This is a genomic window from Microbacterium jejuense, assembly GCF_019511665.1.
In the GTDB taxonomy this organism is placed as follows: domain Bacteria; phylum Actinomycetota; class Actinomycetes; order Actinomycetales; family Microbacteriaceae; genus Microbacterium; species Microbacterium jejuense_A.
Genome location: NZ_JAEUAW010000008.1, coordinates 106,341 through 122,094 on the forward strand (window position 1 = coordinate 106,341; position 15,754 = coordinate 122,094).

Sequence of the window (15,754 nt, forward strand, 5' to 3'; positions counted from 1 at the left end):
TTCTCCGGGTCTGTGAAGGCTCGGGCGGGGCCGGTCCGTGGAGCACGGACCGGCCCCGCCCGAAGCCGGGTCACTGGGTGACGGTGAACCCTTGCTCTTCGGCGTACGCGACCACGTCCGCCTGGAGGGCGTCGGCCGCTTCGGAGCCGGTCGCCGATCCGTCGTTGATCGCCGCGATCTGCTTCGTGAGCGCCGAGTAGTAGTACTGGCCGAGGGGCGTGTACGTCATGCCCTTGTACGCGTTGGCCGCCGGCACGTACACCTCCTTGTTGGCCTGCTGGCCGTTGAAGAAGGGCACCTCGTAGTCCTGGAACTCCGGCGAGTCCAGCACGTCCACGTTGAGCGGGAAGATGATCTGCTGCTGCCAGCCCTCATCCAGCGACGCCTGGTCGGCGTACACGCCGAACGCGACCTTCGCCGCCAGCTCGGGGTCCTTCGCCTGGCTGCTCACCGAGAACGCCGAGCCTCCCCAGTTGATCGCGATGGGGTTGTTCGGATCCCACTGCGGCATCGGTGCGGTCGCCCACACCCCGGCGTCCGCGCCCTCGCCGACACCCGCGCCCTGCAGGTAGCCCGGGGCCCACGCCGCCGACAGATACGTGGCGTAGTCGCCGTTGATGACGGCGGCGATGTACTCCGGCGTGAACTGGTCCTCGGTGCCCACGAGCCCCTTCTCGACGAGACCGTCCCAGTAGTCGAGCACTTCCTTGACCTCGTCGCTGTTGAGGTTGATCCCGATCTCGCCCTCGTCGGCGGGGTCGTACGTGAACGGCTCCGCGCCGTTCTGGTACATCAGGGCCGTGACCTCGGCGGGCTGGTTCGCCGCGAAGCTGGCGAACACGGGCCCGCCCGCGTCCTTCACCTGCTGTGCGGTGGCCTCGAACTCGGTCCACGTGGTCGGCGGAGTGATCCCGTACTTGTCGAAGACATCGGTCCGATAGATCATGCCCATCGGCCCGCCGTCGATCGGAGCACCGTAGATGCCGTCTCCCACCGAGACGTCCTTCCACGCGCCGTCGCTGAAGTTGTCCTTGACATCCTCGTAGCCGAGGTCGCGGAGGTCGACCAGGGCATCCTGTGCCTGGAACGAGGCGATGCGGTCGGCCTCGACCATCATGACGTCCGGCGCGCCGCTGCCCGCCGAGATCGCGGTCTGGAACTTGTCGTAGGCGTCGCCGCCGGCGCCGGCGTTGGTCCAGCAGACCTGGACGTCGTCGTTGGCCTCGTTGAAGTTGTCGACGACCGTTTCGGCGTTCGGATACCACGCCCACAGGGTCACGACAGGGGCGTCGGGGTTCTTGATCTTGTTGGTGCAGTTCGAGGCGTCTGAGCCGCCTCCGTCGCCATTGCCGCCGCCTCCTGCGGTGCAGGCTGCGAGGGCGCCGGCCACTGCGAGCATCGTGATCGCAGCAAGGACTGGCTTGGTCTTCACTGGATTTCCTTTCGGTTTGCGGGACTTCTTCGTCGGTGCGCGACCGTTGGCGCATCGCTCGGGAGCGAGGCGTTCTCCGCGTGGTCTACAACGTTGTAGAGCAACGTTGTAGACACTTTGGCACCGGCGGTTCTGCGTGTCAAGGGAGCGACGGGATTTTCTGCGTCAGGATCGAAACTTGCGGCTCAGCCGTCGACCGCGCTCAGTAGTCGACCGGGGCCGGTCCCAGCTGCTTCAGCAGGCCGGAGAGCGCCGCATAGGCCTCGTCGCGGTAGGTCGCGAGCTCGGATGCCCGTTCCCGGGGCGTCGCCAGGAACCCGCGGCCCGTCTTCACGCCCAGCTCGCCGCGCTCGACGCGTTCCGAGAGCACCGACGGCGCGGCGAAGCGATCCGGGTAGGCGGCGCCCAGCGATCCGTAGCAGAAGTCGTACACGTCGAGCCCGGCGATGTCCGCGATCGCGAACGGACCGAAGAACGGCAGGCGGAACCCGAAGGTCGTGCGTGCGATCAGATCCACCGCCTCCGGCGTCGCCACGCCCTCGTCGACCAGGCGCGCCGCCTCGCTGAACAGCGCGTACTGCAGACGGTTCAGCACGAAGCCCGTGACGTCGGTGATGGGCACGCCGACCTTGCCGCATTCACGGAGGAGCTCGACCACACGGTCGACGGCGCTCGGGTCGGTCGTGGCGTGAGGGATCACCTCGACGCCCGGGACGAACGGCGCGGGATTGCTGAAGTGGACCCCGAGGAATCGCGACGGGTCCGCGACCGCCTGGGCGAGCGTGCCGATCGAGATCGTCGAGGTGTTGCTGCCGATGAGCGTGTCGGCACGACAGGCCGCGCTGACGCGTCGAAGCGTCTCGTGCTTGAGGTCGAGGATCTCGGGCACCGCCTCCTCGACGAGATCCACGTCTGCGACGGCATCTTCGAGGGATGCCGCCGCGGTGAGCCGCTCCGCGACCGCCTCCCCCGCGTCCCGGGGGAACAGACCGCGCTCGCCGTAGTCCGCGGCCTCGCGGATCAGGCGTTCGCGGTTCGAGGCGGCGAGCTCGGGACTCGCGTCCGCCAGCACGACCTGCCGGCCGGCGAGGGCCAGGACCTGGGCGATGCCACCGCCCATGTAGCCCGAGCCGATGACGGCGACCTTCGAGTTGTTCACGCTTCCTCCTCGTATTCGTCGATCAGGCGGACCTTCGCCGCAGAGGGCGAGCCCGGGTCGAACCGGTGCTCGAGCCATTCGTCCACGAGCTTCTTGGCGAGCTCCAGTCCGATGACGCGCGCGCCCAGGGTGAGCACCTGCGCGTTGTTGCTCTTGACCGACCGCTCCACCGAATAGCTGTCGTGGGCGGTCACCGCCCGGATGCCATGGACCTTGTTGGCGGCGATCGCGACCCCCAGTCCGGTGCCGCAGATGAGCAGCGCGCGATCAGCGTCGCCTCTGGCCACGATGGATGCCGCCGCCACCGCCACCCGCGGGTACGGCGTCGCCGCGGCGTCCGCGACGCCGACGTCGTGGACGCTCTCGACCCGAGGGTCGTCCTCGAGCAGGTCGCGAAGCGCCTCCTTGTAGGCGAAGCCGGCGTCGTCGGCGCCGATCACGATCTTCCATCCCATGGGTCACCGTCCTTCTCGAGAGGTGTCCGCGCAGCGCGCGATCTCGGCGACCATGAGCGAGAACGACACCGCGCCGGGATCGGGATGCCCGGCACTGCGTTCCGCCAGCGGCCGTGCGCGTCCGCGACGAGGCGTCATGGGCGCCGTCGCGTCCGCGCCGGCGCGGGCGGCCTCGGCAGCGGCTCGGAGCGCCGACGGCAGCCCGCGTCCGGCGCGCACCTGCGCCGAGAGCGTCACGTCGAACGGCACGATGGCGTCCAGCATCGTCTTGTCTCCGGGCTGGGCGCCGCCGAGCTCCGCCACACGCGTGCGCGCGGCTGTGACCGACCTGGCCACGTCCGCAGCGGAGATCGCGTCCGGGGACCCGAGCGATGCGCCGATCTGCGCGACGGCCGCACCCCACAGGGCACCGGACGTCCCTCCCGCCCGCTCCGACCACGCATCTCCGGCGCGCTGCAGCAGCTCCCGCACGCCGGTCGCCGGATCGGTGGACTCGGCCGCCTCGACCGCGGCGGTGACGCCCCGCAGCATGCCGATGCCGTGGTCGCCGTCGCCGGCGATCGCATCCAGTTCGCCGAGGCGCTCCGCGTGCGTCGCGATCACGTCGCGGGTGCTCACCAGCAGGCGCCGGGCGACCGCCGCAGCGCGCAGCGAGGCCGGCGTCGCGGGCGGCGCCGTCGACGCTGCCTCGGCTGGTGCCTCCGCCGTCGGCAGGGCAGCACGATCGTCTGCCGCGGATCGCCCCTCCCCCGGCAGGACCGCCGACGCGCCCTTCCGCAGGGCGGGCGAGAAGGCCGGAGCCCGCCACAGCTCTTCGAGCTCCTCGTCGAGCCAGAGCACGGTGAGCGACACGCCCGCCATGTCGAGGCTCGTCACGAACTCGCCGCACAGCGGCTCGACGATCTCGATGCCCTGCGCCTCGAGATGCTCGAGGACGAACCCGAACAGCACGAACAGCTCCTCGTACTTCACGGCGCCGAGCCCGTTCACGATCACCGCGGCACGGTGGGCGCCGGCGGGCCGTTCCCGCAGCAACGGCTCTGCGAGCGTGACCGCCAGCTCCGGCGCGGACTGCAGCGGCACATCCCGGACGCCCGGTTCGCCGTGGATGCCGAGACCGATGGACATGTGCCCCTGGGGCACCTCGAACAGGGCGTGGTCCGCTCCCGGGAGCGTGCAGCCGGCGAACGCGACGCCGTGGCTTCGCGTGCGGCTGTTGGCGAGGGCGGCGAGACGCTCGACCTCGTCGATCGGGTCTCCGCGCTCGGCGGCGGCGCCGGCGATGTGGAACACGCAGACGATCCCGGCGATCCCGCGCCGTTCGCCGGCGTCGTCGACGGCCGCGCTGGCGACGTCGTCTGTGATGAGGACGGTGCGCGCGTCGATCCCCTCGTCGCGGAGTCTGCGCTCCGCCTCGCCGAAGTGGATGACGTCGCCCGCGTACCGGCCGTACGTGAAGAGCACGCCGCCGCCGGCATCGGCCGCGTGGGCCACGCGCAGGGCCTGCGCGGTCGACGGCGACGTGAAGACGTTCCCGCACACCGCGCCGGCCGCCATCCCCGTGCCGACGTACCCGGCGAAGGCGGGGTAGTGCCCGGACCCGCCGCCGATCAGCACGGCGACCTTTCCGGACTCGAGCGGGTGGGCGCGCACGACCCCGCCGTCCACGAGCGAGACCTCGCCTTCGTGGGCCCGGGCGAAGCCTCGCAGCGCGTCGGCGACGAACGCGTCCGGGTCGCCGTGGATGCGCGTCATCGCGTCACCTCCGTCACGTGGGTCTGGCGCACCCTGCTCTCGCCCAGCGCGTACTCGCGGCGAGGCAGCACGCGGTCGCGCAGATAGTCGCGGTTGGTCGCGCTCACACTGAGCCCGTCTCCGCCGTAGTGCTCCACGCAGATGACGCCCTGGAACCCGCTGCGCAGCGCGATCTTCACCGCCTCGCGGTAGTCGATGACGCCGAGCTCCAGCGACGTGGGGACGGTCGAGAAGAAGCCGCGCGCGACGTCTTCGTCACGCGTGTAGTTCTTGACGTGCCAGAAGTTGGCGTAGGGCATGATCGCCTCGGCGATCGCGCGCCAGTCCTCGACCGGCTCGTGCAGCCGGATGAGGTTGCCGATGTCGGGGTTCAGGCCGACGACATCCAGCCCGATGTCCTCGACCAGGCGCACGGACGACTCCGCACTGCCCAGGAAGGTGTGCTCGTAGAGCTCCAGCGAGAGCACCAGCCCCACCTCGCCCGCGTGGCGCCCCAGCTCTCGCAGGCGTGCGACGGCGAGCGCCCACGCATCGTCGTCTCCGAACGGGTCCCGATGCCCGTCCACGGTCCAGAACCACAGTTGCTCGCGCTGGGCGGCCGTGAGCGCACGGTGGAGTCCGACCGAGACGACCGGGATCCCGAGCTCGGCCGCGACGTCGATCGTCCGGTGCGCGTACGCGAGGTGCTCGGCGCCGTGCCGCTCGTCGATGACGCTGCGCCGGATCGCCGAGAGGGATGCCGCCCGCATGCCCGCCTCGTCGAGACACGCCCGCAACGCCGCGACGTGCTCGCGGTCGAGGTCGCCGTAGCGGGTCCAGGTGTCGGTGAGGTCGACGTCCGTGAAGCCGGCGTCGTTCACCTCCTCGAGATCCGCCCGCCAGCGCGCGATCGCCGCCTCGGTCCCGCCGACCGGATGCGCGTCGCCCGCCGAGAGCATCGCGGCCGCGATCGGCCAATCCATCGAACTCAGCATTCTTCCGTCCTCGATGACGTCATGACCGCAAGCTACACTATTTTACAACGTTGCAGTTTCGGGGACGTCTGGGACCACGGCGCACACGCCGCCGCCTGTGGAGGCGCGCGGCGGGCAGTAGAGTACAGAGATTCGGCCGGCAGGGGGGAGCATCGATGGGACCGACGATGCACGACGTCGCGCGGGTCGCCGGCGTCTCCATCAAGACCGTGTCGAACGTCATCAACGACTATCCGCACGTGCGTCCGGCGACGCGGGATCGGGTCACTCAGGCGATCGAGCAGCTCGACTACCGGCCCAACCTCTCGGCCCGCGGACTGCGCTCCGGCCGCACCGGCGTGATCGGGCTCGCCGTCCCCTCGCTGCGTGAGAACTACTTCGCAGAGCTGGCGGACTCCGTCATCCGCGCCGCCGAGAAGCGCGGCCTCGGCGTCATGGTCGAGCAGACGAGCGGGCAGCGGGAGGGCGAGCTCCGGGCCGTCTCGACGAACCGCCCGCGCTTCCTCGACGGCCTGCTCTTCAGCCCGGTGAGCCTCGGGCAGGCCGACGCCGAGACCCTCGCCATCGATGCTCCGCTCGTCCTTCTGGGCGAGCGCATCTTCGGCGGACCGACCGATCACGTGACCATGCACAACACGTCCTCGGCCGAGGCCGCGGTCGAGCACCTCCTCGAGATCGGGCGCCGCAGGATCGCGCTCATCGGCGCCGACCTGCACGGGGGCGACGAGGCCAGTTCGGCCAATCTGCGTCTCAAGGGCTATCGACGGGCACTGGAGCGCGCGGGCATCGCACTCGATCCGGCCCTCGTGCGTCCGACCGAGATGTCTCGGTGGAACCGCGCCGGCGGCGCCGACGCGGCGCACCGGCTCGTGCGCGACGGGGTCCCGTTCGACGCGGTCTTCGCGCTCAGCGACACCCTCGGCCTCGGCGTGCTCCGCGCCCTCGGCGAAGAGGGGCTGCGCGTGCCCGACGACGTCGCCGTCATCGCCTTCGACAACATCGACGAGAGCAAGTTCTCGGTGCCGTCGATGACGACCGTCGACCCGGGACGCGACGAGATCGCGGCCATCGCGGTCGACCGCCTCATCGTGCGCATCAACGAGAAGGGTGAGCGCCGTCCGCCCGAGACGTTCAAGCCCGACTTCCGCATCGTGCGTCGCGAGTCGACGGGTTTCCCCAGCTCCGACGACTGACCGGCAGAGCCGGTGATGAGGGGATGCCGGGCGCCCGGCATCCCGTTCACTCGGTCACGCGGCGAACCGTGGCCGGCCGGGTCAGATCACGGACTCGCTCCACGGGTCGGGGTTGCCGAAGCGGTGCGCGGTGATCGTCACCGACTGTTCGTGGAGGAACGGGAGCAGCTCCAGGCGGCCGGCCGTCGTGACCTCGTTGTCGTAGACCGCGAGGTCGGGGTCGCCGCCGACGGCCTGCGCGACGAGCGTGTGCAGCGCGGCGACCGACTCGGCGGAGCCGATGAGCCGCACGCGCGAGGGCCGTGGCGCGGGCGCCTCGTCGGCCACGGCGTCGAGCAGGTCGTCAGAAGCGGTGATGCGCTGCAGCCACTGCTCGTCGGACTCGACGTACACCGCGACCCCCTCGTCGGCGAGCACACGGCGCACCGGGGCCGGCAGCCCCACGGGGGCGCTCAGGGTCAGCGTCGATCCGGCGCGGATCCCCGCCACGACCACGCGCAGCACGGCCTGCCACGAGGCGTCCGCCGTCGCGCGCAGCGCCACCGAGCCGATGGGCCGGTAGCGGAACAGGTTGCGCTCGACGCCGAGGCCTGACACGTCGCGCACCTGACCGAATTCACGGTCCCACGCGATCGCGTCCGACAGCGCGCCTCGGCGCAGCCACTCGAACGCCGCGTAGTCCAGCGAGGGCTGTGCGGCCTCGATGAGCGCCGCGATGCGCGTGTCGAGCCCGCGCAGGTGGAGTGTGGTGGATGCCGGTGAGCCCGACGTCGCGCGCCACCGGCCGAGGCCGACGAGGTAGTTGGGACCGCCGGCCTTGGCGCCGGCGCCGACCGACGAGCGCTTCCACCCGCCGAACGGCTGACGCTGCACGATGGCGCCCGTGATGCCGCGGTTGACGTAGAGGTTTCCCGCCTCGACGCGGTCGAGCCACTGGGCGAGGTCGTCCGGGTTCTGCGTGTACAGGCCGGCGGTGAGACCGTAAGCCACGGCGTTCTGCAGCTCGATCGCGTGCGAGAGCGACGATGCGTGCATGACACCGAGCACCGGTCCGAAGAACTCCTCGTGGTGGAACCGCGACCCGGGCTGCACGCCCACGCGGATGCCGGGCGTCCACAGCCGTCCCCGATACTCGGGCGCCGCGTCCACCCGCCGCGGCTCGACGAGCCACTGCTCCCCCTCGTCGAGGGTCGTGAGCGCCCACTCGAGCTTGCCGCGCGGCACCTCGACGACCGGGCCGACCTCGCTCAGCGGGTCGGACGGCGGGCCGACGCGCAGCGAGCCCACGGCGTCCACCAACTGGCGGGCGAAGCGGCGAGAGTGCCCGACCGGGCCGACGAGGATCGCGAGCGACGCGGCCGAGCACTTCTGGCCGGCATGGCCGAAGGCGCTCTTCACGAGATCGGATGCCGCCAGGTCGAGGTCTGCCGTCGGCATCACGATCATGGCGTTCTTGCCGCTGGTCTCGGCGAGGAGCGGCAGGTCGGGCCGCCACGAGCGGAACAGGGCCGCGGTCTCCCACGACCCCGTGAGGATCACGCGGTCCACGGCGGGGTGTGAGATGAGCGCCTGGCCGAGCCCGCCCTCGTCGATGTCGACGAGCCCGAGCACGTCGCGCGGGACTCCGGCCTCCCACAGCGCCTCGGCCACGACCGCCGCGCAGCGCCGCGCCTGCGGTGCAGGCTTGAACACGACGCCGGAGCCCGCGGCGAGCGCCGCCAGCACGCCGCCGGCGGGAATCGCGATCGGGAAGTTCCACGGCGGGGTCACGACCGTGAGCCTCGCCGGCTCGAACACCGCGCCGCTCACGCGGTCGAGCTCACGCGCTGTCGCGGCGTAGTAGTTGGCGAAGTCGACCGCCTCGCTCACCTCGACATCGGCTTCGGCGAAGACCTTGCCGGTCTCGGACGCGGCGACCTCGATGAGCTCTCCGCGACGGGCCTCCAGCGCACGGGCGGCAGCCGTCAGCACGCGGGAGCGGTCGGCCGCGGGCAGCGCGCCCCACGCGGTCGCGGCATCCGTCACCCGCGCGATGATCGCCTGCAGGGCCGGCTCGTCGGTGACGCGGGCGGCGGCGATCGTCGCATCGCCGGCACGCGACGTCTCGATGCGCGACAGGATGCCGCGCGCCCATGCGCGGTTGCCGGGCAGAGCGGGGTCGCTGTCGGCCGTGTTGCGGAACCCCGGCGCCCCGGCCGCACGCGCGTCGGTCTGGCGCGGCGCGAACACCGCCGTCTCGACGAACGCCTCCGCACCGAACACCTGCTCGGGCACGGCCGGCTCCAGCGGGGCCGTGTCGGACGTCACGGCCGACCGCGCGATGCCCATCACGACCTGCGTGAGTCCGTCCTCGTCGGCCGCGGCACGACGCAGCCGGGCGCGGGTGCGCGGCGCCTCGTCGCCGACGCCCGCCTCGGAGCCCTCGAGCGCCGCGGCCTCGGCGACACGGTCCTGCTCGCGTCGTGGCCCGATCGCGAGCGCCGGGTCATCGGCGCGCTCGATCGACGCGACGAAGCGGTCGCGCTCGCGGGCGAACATCGCCGGGTCGTCGGCGAGGTCGAACGCGGCCGACAGGAAGTTGTCGCTCGACGCGTTCTCTTCCAGGCGCCGCACGAGGTAGCTGATCGCGACGTCGAACTCGTCGGGGCGCACGACCGGCACGTACAGCAGCACGTGCCCGACCTCGCGCGCGACGGCGGCGACCTGCCCCTGCGCCATGCCGAGCAGCATCTCGAACTCGACCTCGGCGCGCACGCCCGTGATTCCCGCGAGCAGCCACGCGTACGCGATGTCGAAGAGGTTGTGGCCGGCGACGCCGATCCGCACCGCGCGCGTGCGCGCCGGGTCGAGGGCGGCGCGCAGGCAGCGCACGTAGTTGGCGTCGGAGTCGAGCTTGGAGTCGTAGGTGGCGAGCGTCCACCCGTGCATGACGGCATCCACTCGCTCCATCGCGAGGTTCGCACCCTTCACGAGCCGCACCTTGATGCGCGCGCCGCCGGCGTCGACGCGCTCGAGCGCCCAAGCGGTGAGCCGGTCGAGGGCGGGCAGGGCGTCGGGAAGGTACGCCTGCAGCACGATGCCGGCCTCGAGCGTGCGCAGCCGCGGGTCCTCGAGGATGCGCGTGAACACCGCGATCGTCAGGTCGAGGTCGCGGTACTCCTCCATGTCGAGGTTGATGAACGTGCCATCGGCCGCGGCCGTCAGATACAGCGGGCGCAGGCGCTCGACGACCTTGTCGACGACCTCGTCGAACGCCCACATCGAGATGTGGCTGGCGATGGCCGACACCTTGACCGACACGTAGTCGACGTCGGGTCGCCGGATGAGCTCATGGATGCCGTCGAGCCGGCGCAGCGCCTCGTCCTCGCCGAGTACCGCCTCGCCGAGCAGGTTGAGGTTGAGCCGGGCATCGCCGCCGCGCAGCTGCTCGATGGCCGCGCCCAGCTTCTCGGGTCGCGCGTCGACCACGAGGTGCCCCACCATCTCCCGCAGCACGCGGCGGGCGATGGGCACGACGGGCGCCGGCAGCACGGGCGCCACGGCACCGCCCACGCGCACGGCCGAACGCAGGTACCACGGCAGGAACCCGGGCACGAGCGGTGCGACGCGGTTCAGATGGGATGCCGCGGCCGACAGGCTCTCGGGCCGCATGACGCCGTCGACGAAGCCGATCGTGAACGGCAGCCCGTTGGGGTCCTTCAGCACGCCGGCGAGACGCTCGGCGGCGGGGTCGGCCTGCACCTCGGCGCTCTCGCGCGTCCACCGCTGTGCCAGCGCGACGGCTTCGTCGACCAGGCGGCGCTCGGTCTCGGGATCCCTGCGCACTTCGCTCACTTGTTCGTTCACCTCTGCGTTCACGTGTGTCACTCCAGCCTGCACCTCTTCGTGCACGATCGGTTCGACCTGTGCCATGAGGTCAAGGGTGCGGCATCCATTCATTCATGAAAAGCGACCATCTATGATCTGTATCGTTCGATTCTGTCGATGGGATGCCGGTGTTCGAACTTCGCCGTCTCAGGCTGCTGCACGAACTCTCGTTGCGCGGCACGCTCGCGGCCGTCGCTGACGCCCTGTCGTACAGCCCGTCGACGATCTCGCAGCAGCTCGCCCTGCTCGAGAAGGAGGCGGGCGTCGCGCTGCTCGCCCCGGACGGCCGTCGCGTGCGACTCACCGAGCACGGCCGCGTGCTCGCCGCCCACGCCGCGCGTGCCCTCGACCTCGACGAGCGTGCCAGAGGCGAGCTGGAGTCGCTGGCGCCCGGCCTCGCGCCGGTGCGCGTCGCGGTGATGCAGACGGCGACGCTCGCGCTGCTCCCCACCGCGCTCGCGCTGCTCGGCGAGCGCGCACCCGGGCTGCGGGTCGAGCTCGTTCAGCTGCCGCCCGAGCGGGGCCTGTTCGAGCTGACGGCGCGCGGGGTCGACCTCGTGATCGCCGAGCAGTACCCCGGTCACACCCGCGCACACGTCGAGGGGCTCGAGCGCGAGGTGCTCGGCACGGATCCCATCCGCCTCGCCGTCGCCCCCGCGGACGCCGCGCGGACGCTCGCCGATCTGCGGGGGCGCGCGTGGGCCATGGAACCCGCAGGCACCGCGGCACGCGACTGGGCCGTGCAGCAGTGCCGGGCCGCCGGTTTCGAACCGGACGTGCGCTTCGAGCTCGCCGATCTGACCGCGCACGCCCGGCTGGTCGCGACAGGACACGCCGTCGCGGTGCTGCCCGATCTGCTGTGGGCCGGCGCCCCCGCGCCGGTGCGGCTGCTGGACCTGCCCCAGCATCCTGCCCGCGAGGTCTTCCTGGCGCTGCGCGACGCCTCGCGCGACCGTGCCGGCATCGCCGAGGTGCGCCGCGCGCTGCGCGACGCCTTCGCCGCCACGGGCCGCACGGCGGGCCCCTAGGCTGGGCTCGTGTCTGAGCAGCCTCGCGTCCGCCGTGCGCGCAAGAGCCGCTTCACGTGGATACGAGCGGCAGCCGATCGCGTGCCGACGGCCTGGTTCGCAGCGATCGGCACCGGCGTCTTCCTCGCTGCGACGGCTGCGTTCGGCGGGCTTGCGACGGCCGCCGAGCCGCCGCTGCCGCACCTCAGGAAGGGCACCGCGCACGTGAACGACATGCGGTCGCTCACGGTCGAGCGGGCTGTGCTCATCGACGAACTGCCGGGGTCGGGCACTGTCCCGGAAGACGACGAGCGCGTCCTGGCGATCGTCGTGGACGTCGAGAACAACTGGGACCGGCCGCTCTCCACGACCGACGATCTCAACGGGGTCGCGGCGTCGTTCAGCGTTGCGGGGCTGGACGAGCCGTCGTCGTCTGCGCGGATGGACGACGCGACGATCGGCCCGGTCCTGCAGCCCGGTGTCCCCGCGCAGCTCGTGTACACGTGGGCGGTCGCCGCGGACGACTACGCCGCGGGCGACAGACTGTCGGTCACGCTCAGCGACATGTCGCTGTACACGGCGTCCTTCGTCTCGAAGGGGACGTACTGGCAGGATCCGACTCCCTCTGCGACGCTCACGCTCGTGCTGAAGGACGTCGGAGCCGGTGTCGATGCGGAGGCCGGGGATGAAGGCTGACGCCGTGACCTCATCGACCGCACCCCATGAGGGTGCGCAGACCGCGGACGCCCCGGCCGTCCAGCGCCTGCCGACGTGGGCGACGTGGACGATCGGCATCGCCTGCATCGTCGCCGCCTGGTTCGTTGCTCTCGCGACACCCGGAGAGCACGACGCTCAGGCGCCCTTCGAGATACCGGCGGCCATCGGCGAGACGGCGACCGGCCGCAACCTCGTGGTGACGGTCACCGACGTTCGTCGCGCGTCCGAGGTGAACGCGGACGGCTGGACCGCGGAGGGCAACTGGCTGGTCGTGGACCTCGAGACGCAGGCCGTGCTCACCGAGGACCGGGCGTCTCTGAGCCACGCTGATCTCGTGGTCGATGGCAACCGGTTCACCGCGAGCGAGCGACCGGATTCACTGCTGCGTCAGCCCCTGGCGGTCGGCATCCCCCTCGCGGGCAGCCTCGCGTTCGAACTGCCCGAAGGCCTCGACACAGGGTCGGCGCGCCTCGAACTGGCGCTCGCGTCGGATCCGTCGCTCGACTCGATGATCGTGCTCTCCTTCGAGCTGGACGAGGTGCCGACAGAGTCGCAGACGGAGCTGCTCCCGACAGAGTGGGCGAACCCATGACCGGCTGGTGGCGCTCCAACGCGCTGGCTCTCGGCGCGCTCGTCGTGCTGGTGCCTGCGACGTACGCGGCGCTGACGTGGAACGAATGGTCGCCGGTGCTGCAGAACTCTGGCAGCCAGGCGATCACGCTGCAACCGGGCGACGAGGTCGAATATGCAGGCGCGACGATCGGCCCTGCATCGGCCGAGTTCACCGAGCTGCCCGACATGCCCGCGCACAGCCGTGTCGTGACGGTCACGCTGCACATCGACCCGGACGACCCGCCCATCGCATGTGACAAGCCGCAGCTGCGCGAACTGGGCGGCAGCGGGCGGACCTGGAACCTCCGCGAGGACCTCGGCCGAGACTGGAACCCGGACCTCAAGACCTTCTGCGATCGCGAGGTCGAGCAGCCCTACGAGCTGCTCATCGACTACCTGGTCCCCGACGACGCCTCGGGGCCGTTCGTCGTCGAACTGAAGTCCGTCGAGGGCTGGCCCCAGTTCGTGAGCGCCGTCGTCGAACCCTGACCCCCGTCGACGTCCGTCTCGGAGAGAGCAGATGCCGCGGCATCCTGATCTTCCGTCGCCTGTGCTTCGAGCGCCTCGGCCCGGCGCCCGCGCAGCCGCCCGATGACGCCGTCGTAGCCGCCCGCCACGAGGGCGATCCGCACGGGCTCGATGAGCACCGGTGCGATGAGGAAGATCAGCTGGTCGTTGATCATCCAGAACTCGTCGAGATCCTGGGGGCCGAACGCGCGGGGGACCACCATTTCAAGCGCACCCTGCAGCCACAGCAGCACGGTGTAGAGCAGCACGAAGCCGCCGATAAGCACCGGGCCGGCCCGCCACATGAGCACGAGCGCGTTGCCGATGGGCGTGAAGCGGCTGATGAGATCGCTCCACAGGTCGCCGATGCGGGCACGCAGTCGTGCGGGCAGCGACAGGTAGCGCGTGCGGATCCGGCGACCGACATCGCCACCGAGGCCTTCCGTCGACAGCGCCTGCGGCGCGACCGCCTGACCGTAGAGCACACCGGCGATGGTCAGCCATGCGACCGGGAGCAGGATGATGCCGCCCGCCTCCCCCAGCAGCCATTCCGCCGCGCCCCAGAGCCAGCCGAGCGGCACGAAGACCCCCTCGATGGCCGACCGCAGGTCGCCGAGCCACACCATGCCCTGCCGCGTCGCCACCCAGCCCGAGACCATCGCCACGATGTCGCCGATCACGACCGCGGCGAAGTACACCCACACGGCCTCCAGGTAGGCGGCGAAGATCCCGAACCACCGCGGCAGCCTGTCGCGATAGCGCTTGAGCAGCCAGCGCAGTGCGAACGCGACGATCACGATCGCGATGGTGATCGGCGTGACGGTGATGTCGCCGTTCAGCCCGTCACCACCCGCCTCCGGGCCACCGAAAGCCTCAGCGAGCCGCCGCCCCGTGCTCAGCTCCAGCACGCGTGACGAATACGCCTGCGCATCCTCGCGCAGGTACCCCCAGGCCGCGTAGAACGCGAAGAACGGAAGGATGCCGACCATGAGCGCGTCGACGAACTCACGGCGCCGCGCTCGGCCGTCGACCGGCAGGGGCGCGATCGCGCGCAGCTGACGCATGCCGTCGCGCAGCACCAGGAACATCGCGACGAGCGCGATGAGCCGCACCAGGATCGCAACGGGCAGCAGGAGCGATCCGGCGATCGCGCTGTACGAGCCGACCCACCCCGCGAACTCGATGACGCCGTAGCGCGCGAGGATCGCGCCGAGATACAGGGCGAGCAGCACCGGCCAGTGCCGCCAGAGCAGGCGGCCGGCGGTGCGCAGCACGTCGAGCACGTCGGTCACGCGCCTACGCTAGCGGGCGCGGCGGCCCGGTGTGCACGAGGGCGACGGCCGCGCCGCGGGGCCCCCGGCCGCGGCGCGGCCGGAATCAGGCGCGCTCGGAGCGCGTCGGCGGAACGTCGCGTCCGTCGACGCCGTCGGCGGTCGTCGTGTCGCGCGTGCGCGCGTCGACGGCGTCCGTGTCCCGGACGTCTCGAGCGTCGACGGTCTGCGCCGGCGCACCTGTGGCATCGTGCGCCGTCGTCGGAGCCGTCCCCGCCGTCGCGTCTCGCGCGGTCCTCGGCGCCTGCGCGGCCGTCTCGCCTGTCCGGCCGGAGTCGTCGACAAAGGGGTCCACCTCGTCGGCCTTGCGCAGGGTCTCGGCCTGTCGCCGGCGCAGCTCCTCCGCTTCGTTGCGGTGCTCGTCGATGGTCCCGGCGCGGCGTTCGGCGTCGATCGACGCCTCGGCGGCGCGGGCCTTGGCGGCTTCTGCGGCCGCCGCCGCTGCTGCGGCGTCGGCGCGGGCGCGGGCCGCGTCGGCCTCGTGCTCGCGGGCGGCCAGTTCCGTCTCGCGCGCGTCGGCGCGCAGCCTCTCCGCGCGGTCGTGCTGGTGCTCGCGGCGCCTCGTCCGGCGCCCTCGGGCCGTCAGCAGCAGTGCGACGACCACGATCACGAGCACGATCGCGATGCCGACGATGATCCAGATGAGAGTCGTCGTGTCCACGGCTCCTCCTCCCTCGGCGCCGGCGGGGGTGCCCGCGCCACCCAGATCAGCGAATCCCCCTTCGCACCCGCCGTACAACCCATT

At 71.5% G+C, this 15,754-nt stretch carries 13 protein-coding genes; 5 read left to right on the top strand and 8 right to left on the bottom strand.

The genetic code is table 11. The annotated features are described in order from the left end of the window. Positions 1-70: 70 nt before the first annotated feature. The 5 genes from JNB62_RS11920 to JNB62_RS11940 all read right to left on the bottom strand — a co-directional run bounded on the left by JNB62_RS11920 (position 71) and on the right by JNB62_RS11940 (position 5,763). The gene (locus JNB62_RS11920; RefSeq protein ID WP_220301103.1) at positions 71-1,432 is read right to left on the bottom strand and encodes an ABC transporter substrate-binding protein; all 1,362 of its coding nucleotides are present in this window, start codon (positions 1,430-1,432) and stop codon (positions 71-73) included. 202 nt (positions 1,433-1,634) lie between these two features. Continuing rightward, positions 1,635-2,591, bottom strand: a complete 957-nt coding sequence (locus JNB62_RS11925; protein ID WP_308291794.1) for a 3-hydroxyacyl-CoA dehydrogenase family protein — start codon at positions 2,589-2,591, stop codon at positions 1,635-1,637. Continuing rightward, positions 2,588-3,046 (bottom strand): ribose-5-phosphate isomerase, encoded by a 459-nt coding sequence (locus tag JNB62_RS11930; RefSeq protein WP_220301105.1) that lies wholly within the window; start codon positions 3,044-3,046, stop codon positions 2,588-2,590. Before JNB62_RS11930 ends, JNB62_RS11925 begins: the two co-directional genes overlap by 4 nt. A gap of 3 nt (positions 3,047-3,049) precedes the next feature. After that, positions 3,050-4,801, bottom strand: a complete 1,752-nt coding sequence (locus tag JNB62_RS11935) for a dihydroxyacetone kinase family protein (protein ID WP_220301106.1) — start codon at positions 4,799-4,801, stop codon at positions 3,050-3,052. Beyond that, entirely contained in the window at positions 4,798-5,763 is a 966-nt protein-coding gene (locus JNB62_RS11940; protein ID WP_223231109.1) for a sugar phosphate isomerase/epimerase family protein, read from the bottom strand. Before JNB62_RS11940 ends, JNB62_RS11935 begins: the two co-directional genes overlap by 4 nt. Positions 5,764-5,930: 167 nt before the next feature. Here JNB62_RS11940 and JNB62_RS11945 point away from each other — a divergent pair, with 167 nt between their 5' ends. Next, positions 5,931-6,968, top strand: a complete 1,038-nt coding sequence (locus tag JNB62_RS11945) for a LacI family DNA-binding transcriptional regulator (protein WP_220301108.1) — start codon at positions 5,931-5,933, stop codon at positions 6,966-6,968. Between the two features lie 81 nt (positions 6,969-7,049). Here JNB62_RS11945 and JNB62_RS11950 read toward each other — a convergent pair whose 3' ends face one another. Further along, positions 7,050-10,880: a proline dehydrogenase family protein gene (locus tag JNB62_RS11950; protein WP_223231110.1), complete on the bottom strand. Its 3,831-nt coding sequence runs from the start codon at positions 10,878-10,880 to the stop codon at positions 7,050-7,052. Positions 10,881-10,963: 83 nt separating this feature from the next. Between JNB62_RS11950 and JNB62_RS11955 the strand changes: the two genes are divergently transcribed. The 4 genes from JNB62_RS11955 to JNB62_RS11970 are packed head-to-tail and all read left to right on the top strand — an operon-like array spanning position 10,964 to position 13,660. Continuing rightward, the gene (locus tag JNB62_RS11955; RefSeq protein ID WP_220301109.1) at positions 10,964-11,863 is read left to right on the top strand and encodes a LysR substrate-binding domain-containing protein; all 900 of its coding nucleotides are present in this window, start codon (positions 10,964-10,966) and stop codon (positions 11,861-11,863) included. 9 nt (positions 11,864-11,872) lie between these two features. After that, complete coding sequence (locus JNB62_RS11960; RefSeq protein ID WP_220301110.1) at positions 11,873-12,538, top strand: hypothetical protein; 666 nt, start codon at positions 11,873-11,875, stop codon at positions 12,536-12,538. Between the two features lie 4 nt (positions 12,539-12,542). Continuing rightward, positions 12,543-13,151 (top strand): hypothetical protein, encoded by a 609-nt coding sequence (locus JNB62_RS11965; RefSeq protein ID WP_308291795.1) that lies wholly within the window; start codon positions 12,543-12,545, stop codon positions 13,149-13,151. Continuing rightward, positions 13,148-13,660, top strand: a complete 513-nt coding sequence (locus JNB62_RS11970) for a hypothetical protein (protein WP_220301112.1) — start codon at positions 13,148-13,150, stop codon at positions 13,658-13,660. The genes JNB62_RS11965 and JNB62_RS11970 overlap by 4 nt, the downstream gene beginning before the upstream one ends. Here JNB62_RS11970 and JNB62_RS11975 read toward each other — a convergent pair. Both JNB62_RS11975 and JNB62_RS11980 read right to left on the bottom strand, forming a co-directional pair. Next, positions 13,564-14,970: a hypothetical protein gene (locus JNB62_RS11975; RefSeq protein WP_220301113.1), complete on the bottom strand. Its 1,407-nt coding sequence runs from the start codon at positions 14,968-14,970 to the stop codon at positions 13,564-13,566. The two genes, JNB62_RS11970 and JNB62_RS11975, sit on opposite strands and share 97 nt — an antisense overlap. Positions 14,971-15,055: 85 nt before the next feature. After that, complete coding sequence (locus JNB62_RS11980; RefSeq protein ID WP_220301114.1) at positions 15,056-15,670, bottom strand: hypothetical protein; 615 nt, start codon at positions 15,668-15,670, stop codon at positions 15,056-15,058. Positions 15,671-15,754 lie beyond the last annotated feature (84 nt).